The sequence below is a fragment of the Acinetobacter sp. YH16056_T genome (genome assembly GCF_024605895.1).
Lineage (GTDB): Bacteria > Pseudomonadota > Gammaproteobacteria > Pseudomonadales > Moraxellaceae > Acinetobacter > Acinetobacter amyesii.
Genome location: NZ_CP094545.1, coordinates 752393 through 767039, shown reverse-complemented (window position 1 = coordinate 767039; position 14647 = coordinate 752393). Strand labels below are relative to the sequence as shown.

Annotated in this window: 13 protein-coding genes; 1 reads left to right on the top strand and 12 read right to left on the bottom strand. The window is 43.7% G+C overall.

What is annotated here, in order from left to right; translation table 11 throughout:
• The 11 genes from nuoL to ndhC all read right to left on the bottom strand — a co-directional run bounded on the left by nuoL (nucleotide 1) and on the right by ndhC (nucleotide 11943).
• Nucleotides 1-1890 carry an NADH-quinone oxidoreductase subunit L gene (gene nuoL / locus MST17_RS03745; protein WP_078191097.1) on the bottom strand — a complete coding sequence of 630 codons (1890 nt, stop codon included), beginning with the start codon at nucleotides 1888-1890 and terminating at the stop codon, nucleotides 1-3.
• Nucleotides 1887-2195 (bottom strand): NADH-quinone oxidoreductase subunit NuoK, encoded by a 309-nt coding sequence (gene nuoK / locus MST17_RS03740; protein ID WP_067665227.1) that lies wholly within the window; start codon nucleotides 2193-2195, stop codon nucleotides 1887-1889. The genes nuoL and nuoK overlap by 4 nt, the downstream gene beginning before the upstream one ends.
• Nucleotides 2195-2713 carry an NADH-quinone oxidoreductase subunit J gene (gene nuoJ, locus MST17_RS03735; protein WP_171262661.1) on the bottom strand — a complete coding sequence of 173 codons (519 nt, stop codon included), beginning with the start codon at nucleotides 2711-2713 and terminating at the stop codon, nucleotides 2195-2197. The genes nuoK and nuoJ overlap by 1 nt, the downstream gene beginning before the upstream one ends.
• Nucleotides 2713-3255, bottom strand: coding sequence for an NADH-quinone oxidoreductase subunit NuoI (gene nuoI / locus MST17_RS03730; RefSeq protein ID WP_078191099.1), 543 nt, complete (start codon nucleotides 3253-3255; stop codon nucleotides 2713-2715). Before nuoI ends, nuoJ begins: the two co-directional genes overlap by 1 nt.
• An 18-nt stretch (nucleotides 3256-3273) precedes the next feature.
• On the bottom strand, nucleotides 3274-4290 hold the full coding sequence (gene nuoH / locus MST17_RS03725) for an NADH-quinone oxidoreductase subunit NuoH (RefSeq protein WP_078191100.1): 1017 nt from the start codon (nucleotides 4288-4290) through the stop codon (nucleotides 3274-3276).
• Nucleotides 4291-4293: 3 nt separating this feature from the next.
• Nucleotides 4294-6972, bottom strand: a complete 2679-nt coding sequence (nuoG, locus tag MST17_RS03720; protein WP_180009323.1) for an NADH-quinone oxidoreductase subunit NuoG — start codon at nucleotides 6970-6972, stop codon at nucleotides 4294-4296.
• Nucleotides 6973-6983: 11 nt separating this feature from the next.
• On the bottom strand, nucleotides 6984-8315 hold the full coding sequence (nuoF, locus tag MST17_RS03715) for an NADH-quinone oxidoreductase subunit NuoF (RefSeq protein ID WP_111884890.1): 1332 nt from the start codon (nucleotides 8313-8315) through the stop codon (nucleotides 6984-6986).
• Nucleotides 8312-8821 (bottom strand): NADH-quinone oxidoreductase subunit NuoE, encoded by a 510-nt coding sequence (gene nuoE / locus MST17_RS03710; protein WP_078191103.1) that lies wholly within the window; start codon nucleotides 8819-8821, stop codon nucleotides 8312-8314. The genes nuoF and nuoE overlap by 4 nt, the downstream gene beginning before the upstream one ends.
• Before the next feature lie 14 nt (nucleotides 8822-8835).
• Nucleotides 8836-10623: an NADH-quinone oxidoreductase subunit C/D gene (gene nuoC, locus MST17_RS03705; RefSeq protein ID WP_078191104.1), complete on the bottom strand. Its 1788-nt coding sequence runs from the start codon at nucleotides 10621-10623 to the stop codon at nucleotides 8836-8838.
• Nucleotides 10624-10710: 87 nt separating this feature from the next.
• Complete coding sequence (locus MST17_RS03700) at nucleotides 10711-11388, bottom strand: NADH-quinone oxidoreductase subunit B family protein (protein ID WP_078191105.1); 678 nt, start codon at nucleotides 11386-11388, stop codon at nucleotides 10711-10713.
• 6 nt (nucleotides 11389-11394) lie between these two features.
• Nucleotides 11395-11943, bottom strand: a complete 549-nt coding sequence (gene ndhC / locus MST17_RS03695) for an NADH-quinone oxidoreductase subunit A (protein ID WP_078191106.1) — start codon at nucleotides 11941-11943, stop codon at nucleotides 11395-11397.
• A gap of 567 nt (nucleotides 11944-12510) precedes the next feature.
• Here ndhC and MST17_RS03690 point away from each other — a divergent pair.
• The gene (locus MST17_RS03690; protein WP_180025853.1) at nucleotides 12511-12867 is read left to right on the top strand and encodes a hypothetical protein; all 357 of its coding nucleotides are present in this window, start codon (nucleotides 12511-12513) and stop codon (nucleotides 12865-12867) included.
• 93 nt (nucleotides 12868-12960) lie between these two features.
• On the opposite strand, the gene bfmS is transcribed toward MST17_RS03690, so the two are convergent.
• Complete coding sequence (bfmS, locus tag MST17_RS03685; protein ID WP_180025854.1) at nucleotides 12961-14622, bottom strand: sensor histidine kinase BfmS; 1662 nt, start codon at nucleotides 14620-14622, stop codon at nucleotides 12961-12963.
• Nucleotides 14623-14647 lie beyond the last annotated feature (25 nt).

Below are 14647 nucleotides of genomic sequence, written 5' to 3'. Positions count from 1 at the left end.
TTATTTCCCCACGACCTGAATCACGACCAGGATCAATAGTAATGCAAACGTACCGAATGCCATACTAGATGCGTATTCACGCAATGAACCTGTTTGACGTGAACTTGTAAAGCTATTACCGCCTTTAACAAGTGCAGGCAATACAAGCCATAAGCCGTCAATTGGATCACGACCAAAGATTTTAGCCAGTAGCAAATAAGGCTTAACGAAAACAATGTTGTACAAAGCATCGAAACCAAGTGCATTACGACAGATATTTGCAAGACCCGCGCCCAGTGAAGTTTTCGCGAACGATTTCACTGCACCATAAGCAAAGGCAAATAACACCACACCTACTGCAAGACCCGCAAGTGCAATACCAACAGCTGTGTATTCAGCGCTATGCATACCGTGTTCTAGTGCTTCTGGAATATTAAATGCTGGGATTTGTGCAGCATTTAAAATATTCGTTACTGGTGCTTTTAAGACATAAGCTAAACCAGTTGAAAGCACTGCAAGAATCGCCAATGGACCCCAGTAAGTAACACCTTTGATTTCATGGTAAGGCGTGTTTTCTTTACCAAAGAATACAACCCAAATAAGACGGAATGTATAAATTGAAGTTAAGAACGCACCTGCTACGCCAGTCCAGTACAAGCAGTCATAAACTGCAATCGCTTGACCTTTCACCCATACCGCACCAAGAATCGCATCTTTCGAGAAGAAGCCGATAGTGATGAATGGAATCGCTGCCAATGCACCGCCACCAATCGCGAAACAAGCAAACAAGAATTTGTTTTTGTGGAATAGACCACCCATCTTGAAGATGTTTTGTTCATGATGGTAAGCCAAAATCACAGCACCAGAAGACAAGAATAATAATGCCTTGAAGAATGCGTGAGTCAGCATGTGGAATAGACCGGCTTGGTAAGCTTCAGCACCTACAGCCATAAACATATAACCCAACTGACTCATAGTAGAGTAAGCAAGAATACGTTTGATGTCTGTTTGTACCAATGCAGCAAAGCCCGCAACCAACAATGTTACCGCACCTGTGATTGAGATGAACATCATCACTTCTGGCGCTTGTTCAAACACGCTGAACATACGGCTACATAGGTAAACACCTGCTGTTACCATTGTTGCTGCGTGGATCAATGCAGATACTGGTGTAGGACCAGCCATCGCATCTGCCAACCATGTTTGTAATGGGATCTGAGCAGATTTACCTGCAGCACCCAAGAACAACATCAATGCAGTCCAAATTGCAATCGAAGAACTCTGAGCCAAAACTGTTGGCGCAGCAGCCACAACTTCTGCAATGTTTAAAGTGCCGAATTGTTGGTAGATCAAGAACAATGCAATCAGTAAGAATACGTCACCCACACGTGTCACAGTGAATGCTTTAATTGCAGCAAAACCGTTTGCAGGTGTTTGGTAGTAGTAACCAATTAATAGGTATGAACATAGACCTACACCTTCCCAACCGAGGAATAACAACGCTAAGTTGTCACCCAACACTAAAAGCAGCATGCTTGCCACGAATAGGTTGAAGTATGAGAAGAAACGTGCAAAGTCTTCTTCGCCACGCATGTACCATGTTGCAAAGATGTGAATTAAGAAACCCACACCTGTAATCATGCCCATCATCAATAATGATAAGCCATCTAAATGAAGCGTGAAGCCTGGTGCTAAGTTACCTGCACTGAACCAAGTCCAAAGATGCTGAGTTGTTGCAACTGAACCATTATTAACAAAGTCGATACCGGCAATTAATGCAAATAAAGCTGAAAGACCAACTGAACCTGCACCAATAATTGCAGCAACTGATTCAGGAAGATTTTTACGACCTGCCGCCAACAGGATAAAACCAATTAGCGGGAAAAGTACTGTTAAATATAAATAACTCATCCGCGCATCTCACTAGCAGCATCCACATCCAGATGATGGAAGCGATGATAGAACTGAAGGACGATCGCAAGACCGATACAAGCCTCTGCTGCAGCAAGCGTTAAGATCAAGATAAACATCACTTGACCATCTGGCTGTGCCCATGCGCTTCCTGCCAAAACGAACGCTAAAGCAGCAGCGTTCATCATGATTTCAAGGCTCATTAAAATAAATAGTAGGTTGCGTCGAACCATCACACCGTAAAAACCCAGTGCAAAAAGAATGGTTGCAACGATCAAACCATGTTCTAAAGGGATGTTGCCCATTATTCTTTGTCCTCTTCTGCACCTGGCTCACGTTTGCCAAGATGGAATGCAGCGACAAGTGCGCCAAGCAATAACATCGCAGCAACTTCAACCAGCAATAAGTACTGAGTAAAGAGTGAAGTACCCACTTCTTTCGGACCGACAACTTGAGCACCCATGACAGTGCCAGCAGTTGTGTAGTCTGACTTCAACATCCAAACAAGGATTAGACCCATCAGGAAGCTCATCAACGCAGGATATGCCCACGCTGAAGAAGTCAGCCATTTGCTTTCTTGTTCAACTGTATTTTGACCAAGATTCAGCATCATCACGACGAATACGAATAGCACCATGATTGCGCCAGCGTAAACGATAATTTCGAGAGCACCGGCAAACGGCGCACCCACGATCATGAAGATACCTGCAACTGCAAGTAAAGAGATAATCAAGCTTAATAAAGCGTGTACTGGGTTCGTGTTAGTTACAACACGAACGGTAGAGACGATGGCCACAAGCGCCATCAAATAAAATGGCCACATCATGGTAATAGACTCCGTACATCAACTGGTGTGCTTTCGCGTTGAGCCTGACCTTTATCTTTACCAGCAACAGCCATACCTGTTACGCGGTAGAAGTTATAGTCTGGGTATTTACCAGGACCTGAGATAAGAAGGTTTTCTTTCTCATATACTAAGTCCTGACGAACATACTCACCTAACTCAAAGTCAGGTGTCATTTGAATCGCAGTCGTAGGACATGCTTCTTCACACATACCGCAGAAAATACAACGTGAGAAGTTGATACGGAAAAATTCCGGATACCAACGACCATCTTCTTTTTCAGCTTTTTGTAGTGAAATACAGCCGACTGGACATGCAACCGCACAAAGGTTACATGCTACACAGCGCTCTTCGCCATCAGGGTCACGCGTTAACACGATACGACCACGGAAACGTGGTGGTACGATGTCTTCCGCTTTAACCTCTGGATATAAAATGGTGTCACGTTTACGTGTCGCGTGTGAGAATACCATCCACAACGAACGTACAATTGACCCAAATCCAGCTAGAAATTTAAACATTTTATTCTCCCTGCTGTCTTAGGCCTGATTCATCAGAATCACAGCACCAGTTACCAGAAGGTTAACCAACGCCAATGGCAAGCAAATTTTCCAACCAAAGTTCATAACTTGGTCATAACGTGGACGCATTAAAGAACCACGAGCCAAGACAAACATCATTACAAAGAATGCTGTTTTAATAATGAACCAGAACGCAGCTGGAATGAATGGAATATCTAGGTTGAAAGGCGCTAACCAACCACCGAAGAATAAAGTCACGATTAATGCAGAGATCAGTACGACGTTGACGTATTCCGCAACGAAGAACATACCCCATTTCATACCGCCGTATTCGACATGGTAACCTTCCGCCAATTCTTGTTCTGCTTCTGGTTGGTCAAATGGATGACGGTGAGTTACCGCAACACCCGCAACCACGAAGATCAAGAAACCTAAGAACTGAGGAATAACAAACCAAACATCACGTTGAGCTTCAACAATTTCACGCATGTTGAATGAGCCTGCAATCGCAACCACACCCATTAGTGAAATACCCAAGAACACTTCATAAGAAATGGTTTGAGCAGCAGAACGTAAACCACCAAGTAATGCATATTTGTTATTTGATGACCAACCACCGAACAATACTGCGTATACCGCAATGCCAGCCATTGCCATAAAGAACAATAGACCGATGCTCATGTCTGAAACACCTAAATAAGGTGAAACAGGAATAACCATGAACGATAGCACCGCAGTTGCCATCGCCACTGCTGGAGCCATACGGAAAGTCAATTTGTCAGCAAATTTTGGTGTCCAGTCTTCTTTGAACATGATTTTCAGCATGTCGGCAACAATCTGGAACATACCGCCCGGACCTACACGGTTCGGACCGTAACGGTCTTGCCACAAGCCGAGTAAACGACGTTCAATAAAAGACATCAACGCAGCGATCAATACCACAACCAGTAAGATCACAATTGCTTGAAGAACTGAATAGGCGATTGGCCAGTTTTCAGCCCACAGCGGCGTTTGACGGATTAATTCTTGTTCCATGAATTACACTCCTACCGCGACTGAAACAGGTTCTGCAAGCGATACTGTAGGTGCAAGACCCACTGGGTAACCGATATAACCTGTAGGTAAGTATTCAATCACTTGAACTGGAAGGATGATTTCTGCATCCCCTGCTTTCACAGCGATACGTTGACCATCTTGAACATTTAAGCGTGCTGCATCTTGCTCACCCACAGCAAACATTGCTTCAGGAATACGTGATTCCATCGCAGGTGTTTTCACTGTAAATTCACCAGAAGCGAAGATGTGATGCATCGGCACAAGACGGAAGCTTTCACCATTAACCGCAACAGGTGCAGGTGCAACGAAAGTACGTGCTGGACGTTTCGCTAAACGATCGAATAAACGAACGCCTGCATCACCACCTTTTAAGTGACCACCCACGTTGTCTTGGAATTTGTTCCAAGCTTGTGGAGAGTTCCAACCTGCAGACCAAGCAAATGGTACAAGTGAAGCTGGAGTTTGGTTACCTACATAACCTTCCATAGAGAACGTCAACGCAGAGTCTTTATCGACTGGTTGTTTTGGTTCATGAATAGAAAGTGGTGCGCGCATCGCTGTACGACCTGAGTAACGACGTGGTTCACGTGCCACTTTCAGACCATGTACACGGAAGCCAGCATCTGGTGCGACATCTTGAATCGCTTCAAGTGCAGGAACGTTTTTCGCTACTGACTCGATCACGTCATCAAGAAGTGTCCAAGAAATGGCTTTGCCTTTCACGCCAGTTTCAATGGCATGTAACCAGCGCCAAGATTCTTTGATCGCAAGTTCAGGTTTATAGTAGCTTGGGTCATACACTTGGTAGAAACGTTGTGCACGGCCTTCTTGAGAGACAACAGTACCGTCACCTTCAGCAAATGAAGCAGCAGAAAGTACGATGTTGGCTTTCTTCACAGTTTCAGTTTCAGAATGATCAAGTACGATCACTTCTTTACCAGAAAGTGCAGCATTCACCTGAGCGGCTGGTAAACGACGATAAAGGTCATTTTCCACCACGATCACGGTATCATAATCTTGTGCAAATGCTTGTTCTAAGCTTTGACCACCAAAGATCGCTAAGCCCATTGAGTTCACTTCTGGAACAGTCAATGTTAAGCCCGCATTACCAAGGTTCTGTGCAACTTGTGCAGCAGCTTCCATGATTGATGCGTCTTGCAAGCTTGTACCAGAGATGATTAATGGTTTTTTCGCAGCTTTTAAAGTGTCAGCAATGGTTTGTGCAAATGCTTTTGCATCGTCATCCAAACCTAAGATCACTTCACCTTTGACAGCAGCAGCGACCGCAAAACCTAAACGTGCAATGTCGTTAGGTGATGCAACAACTTCACCTGTTGCAACATCAGCTAAACGTGTTTGAGTTGCAGCAAGGATGTAAATCGGAGATTTGGCATCTTGAGCAATACGTTGTACAGGTTCAGCCAACCACTCTTGCGTACGGCGCTCTGCAGCCATTTCTTTAGCTTTATTTTTCGCAGCTTGGCGAACAGATAGAGCCATACGAGGCGCAGTTTGAGTCAGATCTTCACCCAAAATCAACACAGCATCGTAGCTTTCGATTTCACGCATACCAGGGTTATAAACACCTTCGGTTTGCATAATAGAAGCTGCAAGTTCAACAAGTTTTTGCTCTTTTTGAGACATACCCGTTGAGAAGTTGTCTTGACCTACAAGTTCGCGAAGCGCGAAGTTTGATTCAAGTGATGCACGTGGTGAACCGATACCCAATACTTTTTTGCCTTGGATATTTTCAATTACGGTATCCAATGCTTGGTCTACAGAAACTGTAGTTACATTTGCACCAGAACGGAATTGTGGTTGACGTGGACGATCTTCACGGTTCACATAACCTGTACCGAAACGACCTTTATCGCAAAGGAAGTATTGGTTCACGTCACCGTTAAAGCGGTTTTCTACACGACGTAGTTCGCCATAACGTTCACCTGGAGAGATGTTACAACCTGAAGAACAGCCTTGGCATACGCTTGGCGCATACTGCATGTCCCATTTACGGTTATAGCGTTCAGAGTGAGTTTTATCTGTGAATACACCTGTTGGGCACACTTCAGTCAAGTTACCAGAGAATTCAGATTCTAAAGTACCTGATTCTGGACGACCAAAGTAAACACGCGAAGCGTTTGCATACACACCAAAGTCTGTACCACCTGCATAATCTTTGTAGTAACGCACACAACGGTAGCACGCAATACAACGGTTCATTTCATGAGAAATGAAAGAGCCTAGCTCTTGGTTGTAATGCGTACGTTTTGTGAAGCGGTAACGACGACGGTCATGCTGAGTCATTACAGTCATATCTTGTAAATGACAATGACCACCCTCTTCACAGACTGGGCAGTCGTGTGGGTGGTTGGTCATCAAGAATTCAACAACAGAAGCACGGAAATTTTTTGCTTCGTCATCTTCAATCGAGATGTAGGTATTGTCAGATGCAGGCGTCATACATGACATAACTAAACGACCGCGAGTATCTTCAGGATTCGCGTATTGAGTCACAGCACATTGACGGCAAGAACCGACAGAACCTAAGGATGGATGCCAACAAAAGTATGGGATGTCGATGCCAAGGCTAAGACATGCTTGTAGCAAGTTCTCTGAGCCGTTGACTTCATACGATTTTCCATCGACATGAATTGTAGCCATAGTCGAATTCCTTAAGCTTGTTCTACGTTGCTAGTTTGAGCTGCCGCATTTACGACTTTAGCTTCAAACTCGCCACGGAAATGTTTGAGTGCGCCCATTAACGGTTCCATCGCACCTGGAGCATGCGCACAGAAAGTTTTACCAATCCAAAGCTTACGAGTCAGTTCTTGTAAGTGATCGATATCTTCTTTCTTACCTGTGCCATCTTCCAAGGCTTTAAGCGCTTTAACCGCCCAAGGTAAGCCATCACGGCATGGTGTACACCAACCGCAAGATTCACGCGCAAAGAATTCTTCTAAGTTACGTGTCGCAGAAACCATACACTGAGTTTCATCGACTACCATGAGCAAACACGTACCTAAACGTGAACCTGCTTTCATGATGCTTTCAGCATCCATAGGAAGGTCAATATGTTCAGCAGCAAGGAAGTCTGTAGAAGCACCACCCGGTAACCATGCTTTGAGTTTTAAACCATCACGCATACCACCCGCATGATCTTCAATCACTTCACGCGCAGTTGTACCAAATGGAAGTTCCCAAAGACCTGGGAATTTTACTTTGCCTGAAGCGCCATAAATTTTAGTACCTGGATCTTTCGACTTACCTTCAGATAAACCGATATACCATTCAGGACCACGAAGCATAATTGCGGGTAAGTTGTTGTAAGTCTCTACGTTGTTAACAATCGTAGGACGACCCCAAGCACCTGCAACTTGTGGGAATGGCGGTTTAGTACGTGGGTTCGCACGGCGACCTTCAAGCGAGTTAATCAATGCAGTTTCTTCACCACAGATATAACGACCCGCACCAGTATGCACGTGTAACTCGAAGTTCCAACCTGTACCTAAGATGTTTTCACCCAAGTAACCTTTGGCACGAATTTGGTCCAATGCTTCATTTAAGTATTGAGCCGCTTCGATGTATTCACCACGGATGAAGATATAACCCTGTGTTGCTTCTAATGTATAAGCAGCAATCAACATACCTTCGATCAACTGATGAGGAAGTTTTTCCATCAACAGACGGTCTTTAAAGGTACCTGGTTCCATTTCATCGGCATTACAGATGAGGTAACGAGGGCCTGAGTTATCATTTGGCGCCATAAGCGACCATTTGATCCCTGCAGGGAAGCCCGCACCACCACGACCTTTTACAGTCGCAGCTTTAATCACTTCAAGCACTTCTTTCGGTTGCATGCCAACAGCTTTCTTAAAGCCTGCATACCCTTCAAGTGCTTCGTAATCATCTGCACTGCGAACGTGTTCCTGTTTGCTCAAACGCCATGTGAGTGGGTGAGTTTCTGGGTTACCGTCGCCATAAATTGGTTTTGGTTCAGTATTCATACATACTTCTCCAATAACTGTTTAATTGAAGTCACTTCAACTAGACCGTGAGTGTCTTCGTCAATCATTAACGTCGGACCTTTGTCACAGTTACCTAGGCAGCAAATTGGCAATAAAGTAAAGCGACCATCTGCAGTCGTTTGACCAAATGAAATGCCTAATTCACGCTGGAATGCTTCAGCAAGTGTTTCCGCACCCATCAAGAAGCAAGCAATCGAGTCACATAATAAAATTACGTGGCGACCAACTGGTTGACGGTAAATACGGTTATAGAAAGTAGCAACACCTTCTAGGTCTGCAAGGCTCATGCTAAGCAATTGAGCAATAGCATTCATCTGTGCATCATCTACCCAGCCATTACGGCGTTGTACACACTTCAAAGCATCAAGACATGCTGCGCGTGGGTACGGATAGTGACCAATGTGATGTTCGATATCGTGGATTTCTTCCGCAGTTAAAATCCCTTCAACATTCACACGTGGTTTTTTGTCAGTCAAAATCATCATAATGCGATTACCCCTTAGCGATCCACGTCAGCCATTACGACGTCAATTGTCGCTAAATAAATGATTAAGTCAGACATTAAGCTGCCGTTAATCACAGAAGGCATTTGCTGTAAGTGCGTGAAGGTTGGTGTACGGATACGTGTACGGTAACTCATCGTTGACTTATCTGAAGTCAAGTAGTAGTTCGACGCACCTTTTACCACTTCCGCCATTACAGAGCTTTCGCCTGCTGGCATTACAGGACCCCATGACACGCTCAAGAAGTGCGTAATCAATGTTTCGATGTCTTGTAAAGTTTTATCTTTTGGTGGTGGAACAGCCAATGGATGGTCTGCTTTGTATGCACCAGAAGGCATGTTGTCTAAACATTGTTTGATGATTTTCAGTGATTCTTCAATTTCACGGAAGTGAACAAGAACACGTGCATAAGCATCGCCTTCGTACTCTAAAGGCACATCGAAGTCGTAGTTTTCGTAGCCGCTATACGGACGATATTTACGAACGTCGAAGTCGATACCTGTAGCACGTAGGCCTGTACCTGTTACACCCCAAGCCAATGCTGATTTTGCATCATACTGAGCAACATTACGGGTACGACCGATAAACACTGAGTTTTTCAGTGCCGCAGTGTAGTACTCGTTCATACGCTTCGGCATCCAATCTAGGATTTCGCGAATGAGGTGCTGCCAGTTGTTTGGCAAGTCGTGCGCTGTACCACCGATACGGAACCATGCTGGGTGCATACGGTAACCCGTGATCGCTTCGATCGCGTCATAGATTTTTTGACGGTCAGCGAACATATAGAATACAGGGGTCATACCGCCGGCATCCTGAATCGCAGTACCAATGAACAACAAGTGGTTATTGATACGGAACAATTCAGACATCATGACACGGATACATTGTGCACGGTCAGGAACGGTAATCCCTGCCATTTGCTCTACGCCAAGAACGTAAGGCATGTTTTGCGCACAACCACCTAAGTAGTCAACACGGTCTGTATACGGAATGAATGAGTGCCATGTTTGACGCTCAGCCATTTTTTCCACACCACGGTGGTGATAGCCGATGTCAGGAACACAGTCTTTCACTTCTTCACCGTCCAACTGCAAGATCACACGGAAGGCACCGTGCGCAGATGGATGGTTAGGACCCAAGTTTAGGAACATGAAGTCTTCATCATCGTTCCCACGCTTCATACCCCAATCTTCAGGTACGAAACGAAGATGTTCTTGTTCGTAATCCTGTTTCGCTTGGTTTTGGCGATAAGGCGTGTATTCGGTCGCACGTGCAGAATATTCTTTACGTAACGGGTGACCTTCCCAATATGTTGGCAACAAGATACGACGGAGCATTGGATGCCCTTCGAAGTTGATACCAAACATGTCGTAAGCTTCACGTTCGTACCAGTTGGCATTCGGCCAAATATTGGTTGCCGTTGGAATGTTTACATCATTCTCAGCTAATGCAACCTTGATACGAATATCACTGTTACGCTCTAACGATAACAAGTGATAGAACACAGTGAAGTCAGATGCAGGCAGACCATCGCGGTGTGTACGTAAACGCTCATCAACCGCAGACAAGTCAAACAGCATCACGTATGGACGTGACACCGTACGCAAGAACATTAAAACTTCTTGTACACGTGCGCGCTCAACCCAGACTGTTGGAAAGTCTTCAAAAGTCGTTTGCACGTAGAAGTTCTCACCAAATTTGGTTTTGAGCTCTTCTACAATTGCAAATGCAGGGCGGGAATCAACTGGAGTTGATTCTGGCATAGCAATGTCAGTTTCAGCCATTGGCTTGGCTTCCTATTTAATACAAATTCAGTCAATCAAAACGACAATTACACCCAGTCCGGGTGTATCAATATTTCGTCGCAGTGATTATTTAATTTCATCCATTGAGCGTAAGTTTTTCACTGCAATACGCTGTGCGTTCTTACGGTCACGTTCTGGCATCATCTTTGGCTTATACACTGGCTTAAGATCATCACCAATCACGGCCGATAAAGGACGGCGCTCAAGTTGAATCTGGTCTTGCAATAACATCAATGCCTGAATTAAAGCTTCAGGACGTGGTGGGCAACCCGGGATATACACATCGACAGGGATGATTTTATCCACACCTTGTACAACTGAATAAATGTCGTACATACCACCAGAGTTTGCACATGCGCCCATTGAGATTACCCATTTAGGCTCAAGCATTTGCTCGTACAAACGTTGAATTACAGGCGCCATTTTCATGAAGCATGTACCTGCAACAATCATCAAGTCAGCCTGACGTGGTGAAGCACGAATAACCTCGGCACCGAAACGTGACAAGTCATGCACGCCTGTTAAAGTCGTTGCATACTCTACGTAGCAGCAAGATGTACCAAAGTTAAACGGCCAAACTGAGTTTTTACGACCCCAGTTTACTGCTGTATGTGCAACATCCTCTAAACGAGTCATGAACACATTTTTATTCACTTCTTCTTCAAGCGGATCGGTAACGATTTGACGCTCTTGAAGTGGATATTGATCAGCATCCGGATTCGCACGGGTTAATGTATATTTCATCCCGTCTTACTCCTTGTCAGATGATGCAGTCGGTGACTTAGATTTCACACGACCAGATGATTGCGCTGGAATTTGACCTGTAGGGTCCATAACCAACTCTTCAATAGAGTTAAAGCGTGTGATTTCTGCGATGTCCATATTTGGTGAACCAATTTTCAACGCTTTACCTGCAGCTTTACGCTTATCAGAAGGCGCCCAATCTAATGCACCTACTTTTACCGCGTAAATTAAAGCAATCAATAAATCGACCACAAAAATAACCACGGTAGTAAAACCAAACCAGCCTGCTTCACGAACAGAAGTAGACCATGCATATAGATAAAGTGCTTCGATATCAAACACGACGAAGAAAATTGCAACTAAATAGAATTTCGCAGACAAGCGAATACGTGCACCACCAGCACCTACTACACCTGACTCAAACTGCTCTTGCTTAGCACGACCCCATGATTTACCCCCAAGGAGTAAAGGGACGGTCAGCATAAAGACGCAAAGGAATGTAACGCCGATCACGAAGGCAATAATTGCCCAATCGTATGGAGTAATGGCACTCATGCGGGGATAACTCCTGGCAGGCCTATTTATTAACAAAGAATGTATGTATTGGCCTTCAAATACACCAAACACAAAATTAATCCCGCCAATTGTACCTGATTGAGGAGGCTTCTTGCTAGCTTATCGGTATTCGTCTTTAGGATGATTTTTTAATCATTTCAGCATTTAAATTGGGTTTACTCCCTTAAAATTAGGATTAATCGCTTAATTAGATTAGATTGCATTTTTTTATTAATTATTACATTTATGTGATTTTATCAGAAAATTATGACTGTTCAGTTTCATCAACAAACCCTTCATTTCTCAGCATACACGTTCAAATTGGCGTATTTTTATCAACTGTGTCATTTATTAAATAAATACTCCCCCACCTCAACTTTGTTGTTTCTTTATTCACTTCTTTTGCTTTTGATCTTTTCTTCAAATGAAAAGCCAGCTGTATTGGTTCTATGTAAAAAGACATTTTTTTAGCTTCTTGTGGCTTTTTTGCAATTCTTTGACACGACCTATAAAGAGTGTGATATTTGTAGTTAAAACACAAAAAGCAATCACAACGGAGAGACAATAATGACTTTAGAATTTACGCATAAACCTGATTATTTTCTATCTGCGCAATTGGTGATTCACCATATTAAAAACTACTTAGATAAGCACCCTGATGCTCAAAATGCCATTTTTGATTTACGTGATATCTATGAGTTATTACGTCAAGATTTAGCTTCTGCAACCACCAACCTTAGCGGGATTATGAATATTGCAGATGAATATAAACTTGAAACCCTAAACGGCGACCAAAAACTCATTAGCAATTATTCTATCGATGCAAAAAACAACTCTTTACTCATCGATTTCAATACAGATGCCCTTTCTGCTCTGAAAAATGGCAAACCCATTATTGAACCTGATGCAACGATTACCGAATAAGTAAAAACCTGATATAAAAAAGCCATTCAAATTGAATGGCTTTTTTATATGTATCATTCGCTAAATGCAGCTGAGCTAGATTTCTTAGCTCGCTTAGCTGTCATTGGCACTAAGCTCTTTACCATCTAGCTTCGGTTTATTTTTCTTAAAACGTGTCGCAGGCCATGTCATGGTAAAACGCGCCCCACCTAAAGTTGGACTTTCATCAATACCAACTGTTCCACCAAACCAGTAAGCAATACGGCTGACAATCGATAAACCTAAACCATAGCCCCCTGAAGCACGGGTACGACTATCATCTAAGCGTGCAAAGGCATCAAAAATACGCTTACGATCTTCTTCTGGAATGCCGGGGCCATCATCTTCAACACAGATATAGGCCATGCCTTCATCATTCACACCACCACTGATCAGCACTTTATCATCACAATAACGCACTGCATTGCCCACTAAGTTTTGTACAACGCGATGCAAGTAACGACGCTCAGTTTCCACAATCACCCCAATTGGTGGTGCTTGCAATTCCAAAGTTTTCCCAGTCTTTAAGGCTTCGGTTTCAATCAAGACCTGATCTAAAACTTCAAACAAGCTGACATCTTCAAACTCTAAAGATGGCATGCCTTGTTCGAGCTTGGCATAAGTCATGATTTCATCAATTAAGGTATTGAGGGCTTCGATATCTTTGTCGATTTGTTCAACTTGCTGCTGACGGTAGTCATAGTCATCTTCATCCGCCATCATTTCTACACCAAAGCGAATCCGCGCCACAGGTGTTCGCAGCTCATGCGATACCGCGCGCATCAACTCACGCTGTGCTTCAATTAAACGCTCAATATGATCTGACATCGAGTTATAACTCGATGCTAAAGTACCAAATTCATCGGTACTTTCGACAGGCAGACGTACAGTTAAGTCCCCGCCCTTCATTTTATTTAACGCATAATTTACAGCACGTAACTTACGTTGCATCGGCACCAATAGACCATAAACACCCAAGCTCAAGACAAATAAGCTTAGTAGCGTAATACCGGCTGCCAACTGGAAAGGCATCCAATTAAATAATGGTACCGGCCCCATGACCAAGACTTCTGAAGTTGAACTTGGAATTGGCGATACAATCGAAATGGTCGTGCCGCGCTCCGTCGCACTGTCACGATACAAAATAATGCTGTGATCTAAGCGTAATCGGCCGATTTGCTCAGAATCTAAAGGTAAACTCTGAACATTTTGAATTGAAATTGGATATGAAAAATGATGCTGAATTTTTTCAAGATATTGTTTTTCTTGACCTGGGTAATACACCAAATAATCCAGTATAAAGACAGGCAACGCCTTCATTTGGCGTTCTGAAATATTATCGGCTTTGATATACAGCAGATGCGCAGGGTCATCTTTTAAGCCAATAATAATATAGGCTGCCGTAGTTTGTGCGTCCCAACGCACCACAGCTTTGCGCTCTTCTATACGCTTGGTTTCCGCTCGGGTTAAATCAACCTGATTAGCTTTTACATAATAAATAGGCAACTCAAGTAGATCAGATGCATCTGACACCCAATCTGACTTTTGTTGTTCATTTGGCTGACGTGCAATACCTTCACTTATAATGAAAGCCAAACCGTCAGTAAGCGATTCACGATATTCTTGCGCGCGCTGGTAGTTGATGATCTGTACCAGCAAATAGCCAAATGTAGCGACTAAGAAGACTAATATCAGTAGTCCCGCGTAGACGCGCAAAAATATACTGTGTTTAAACACGTAAAAAGTGTCCTACTTTGCCAAA

Bases quoted from the DNA above. Each gene is read 5' to 3' on its own strand.
- nuoL (WP_078191097.1), bottom strand. From the start codon at position 1,890: ATGAGTTATTTATATTTAACAGTACTTTTCCCGCTAATTGGTTTTATC.
- nuoK (WP_067665227.1), bottom strand. From the start codon at position 2,195: ATGGGCAACATCCCTTTAGAACATGGTTTGATCGTTGCAACCATTCTT.
- nuoJ (WP_171262661.1), bottom strand. From the start codon at position 2,713: ATGTGGCCATTTTATTTGATGGCGCTTGTGGCCATCGTCTCTACCGTT.
- nuoI (WP_078191099.1), bottom strand. From the start codon at position 3,255: ATGTTTAAATTTCTAGCTGGATTTGGGTCAATTGTACGTTCGTTGTGG.
- nuoH (WP_078191100.1), bottom strand. From the start codon at position 4,290: ATGGAACAAGAATTAATCCGTCAAACGCCGCTGTGGGCTGAAAACTGG.
- nuoG (WP_180009323.1), bottom strand. From the start codon at position 6,972: ATGGCTACAATTCATGTCGATGGAAAATCGTATGAAGTCAACGGCTCA.
- nuoF (WP_111884890.1), bottom strand. From the start codon at position 8,315: ATGAATACTGAACCAAAACCAATTTATGGCGACGGTAACCCAGAAACT.
- nuoE (WP_078191103.1), bottom strand. From the start codon at position 8,821: ATGATGATTTTGACTGACAAAAAACCACGTGTGAATGTTGAAGGGATT.
- nuoC (WP_078191104.1), bottom strand. From the start codon at position 10,623: ATGGCTGAAACTGACATTGCTATGCCAGAATCAACTCCAGTTGATTCC.
- MST17_RS03700 (WP_078191105.1), bottom strand. From the start codon at position 11,388: ATGAAATATACATTAACCCGTGCGAATCCGGATGCTGATCAATATCCA.
- ndhC (WP_078191106.1), bottom strand. From the start codon at position 11,943: ATGAGTGCCATTACTCCATACGATTGGGCAATTATTGCCTTCGTGATC.
- MST17_RS03690 (WP_180025853.1), top strand. From the start codon at position 12,511: ATGACTTTAGAATTTACGCATAAACCTGATTATTTTCTATCTGCGCAA.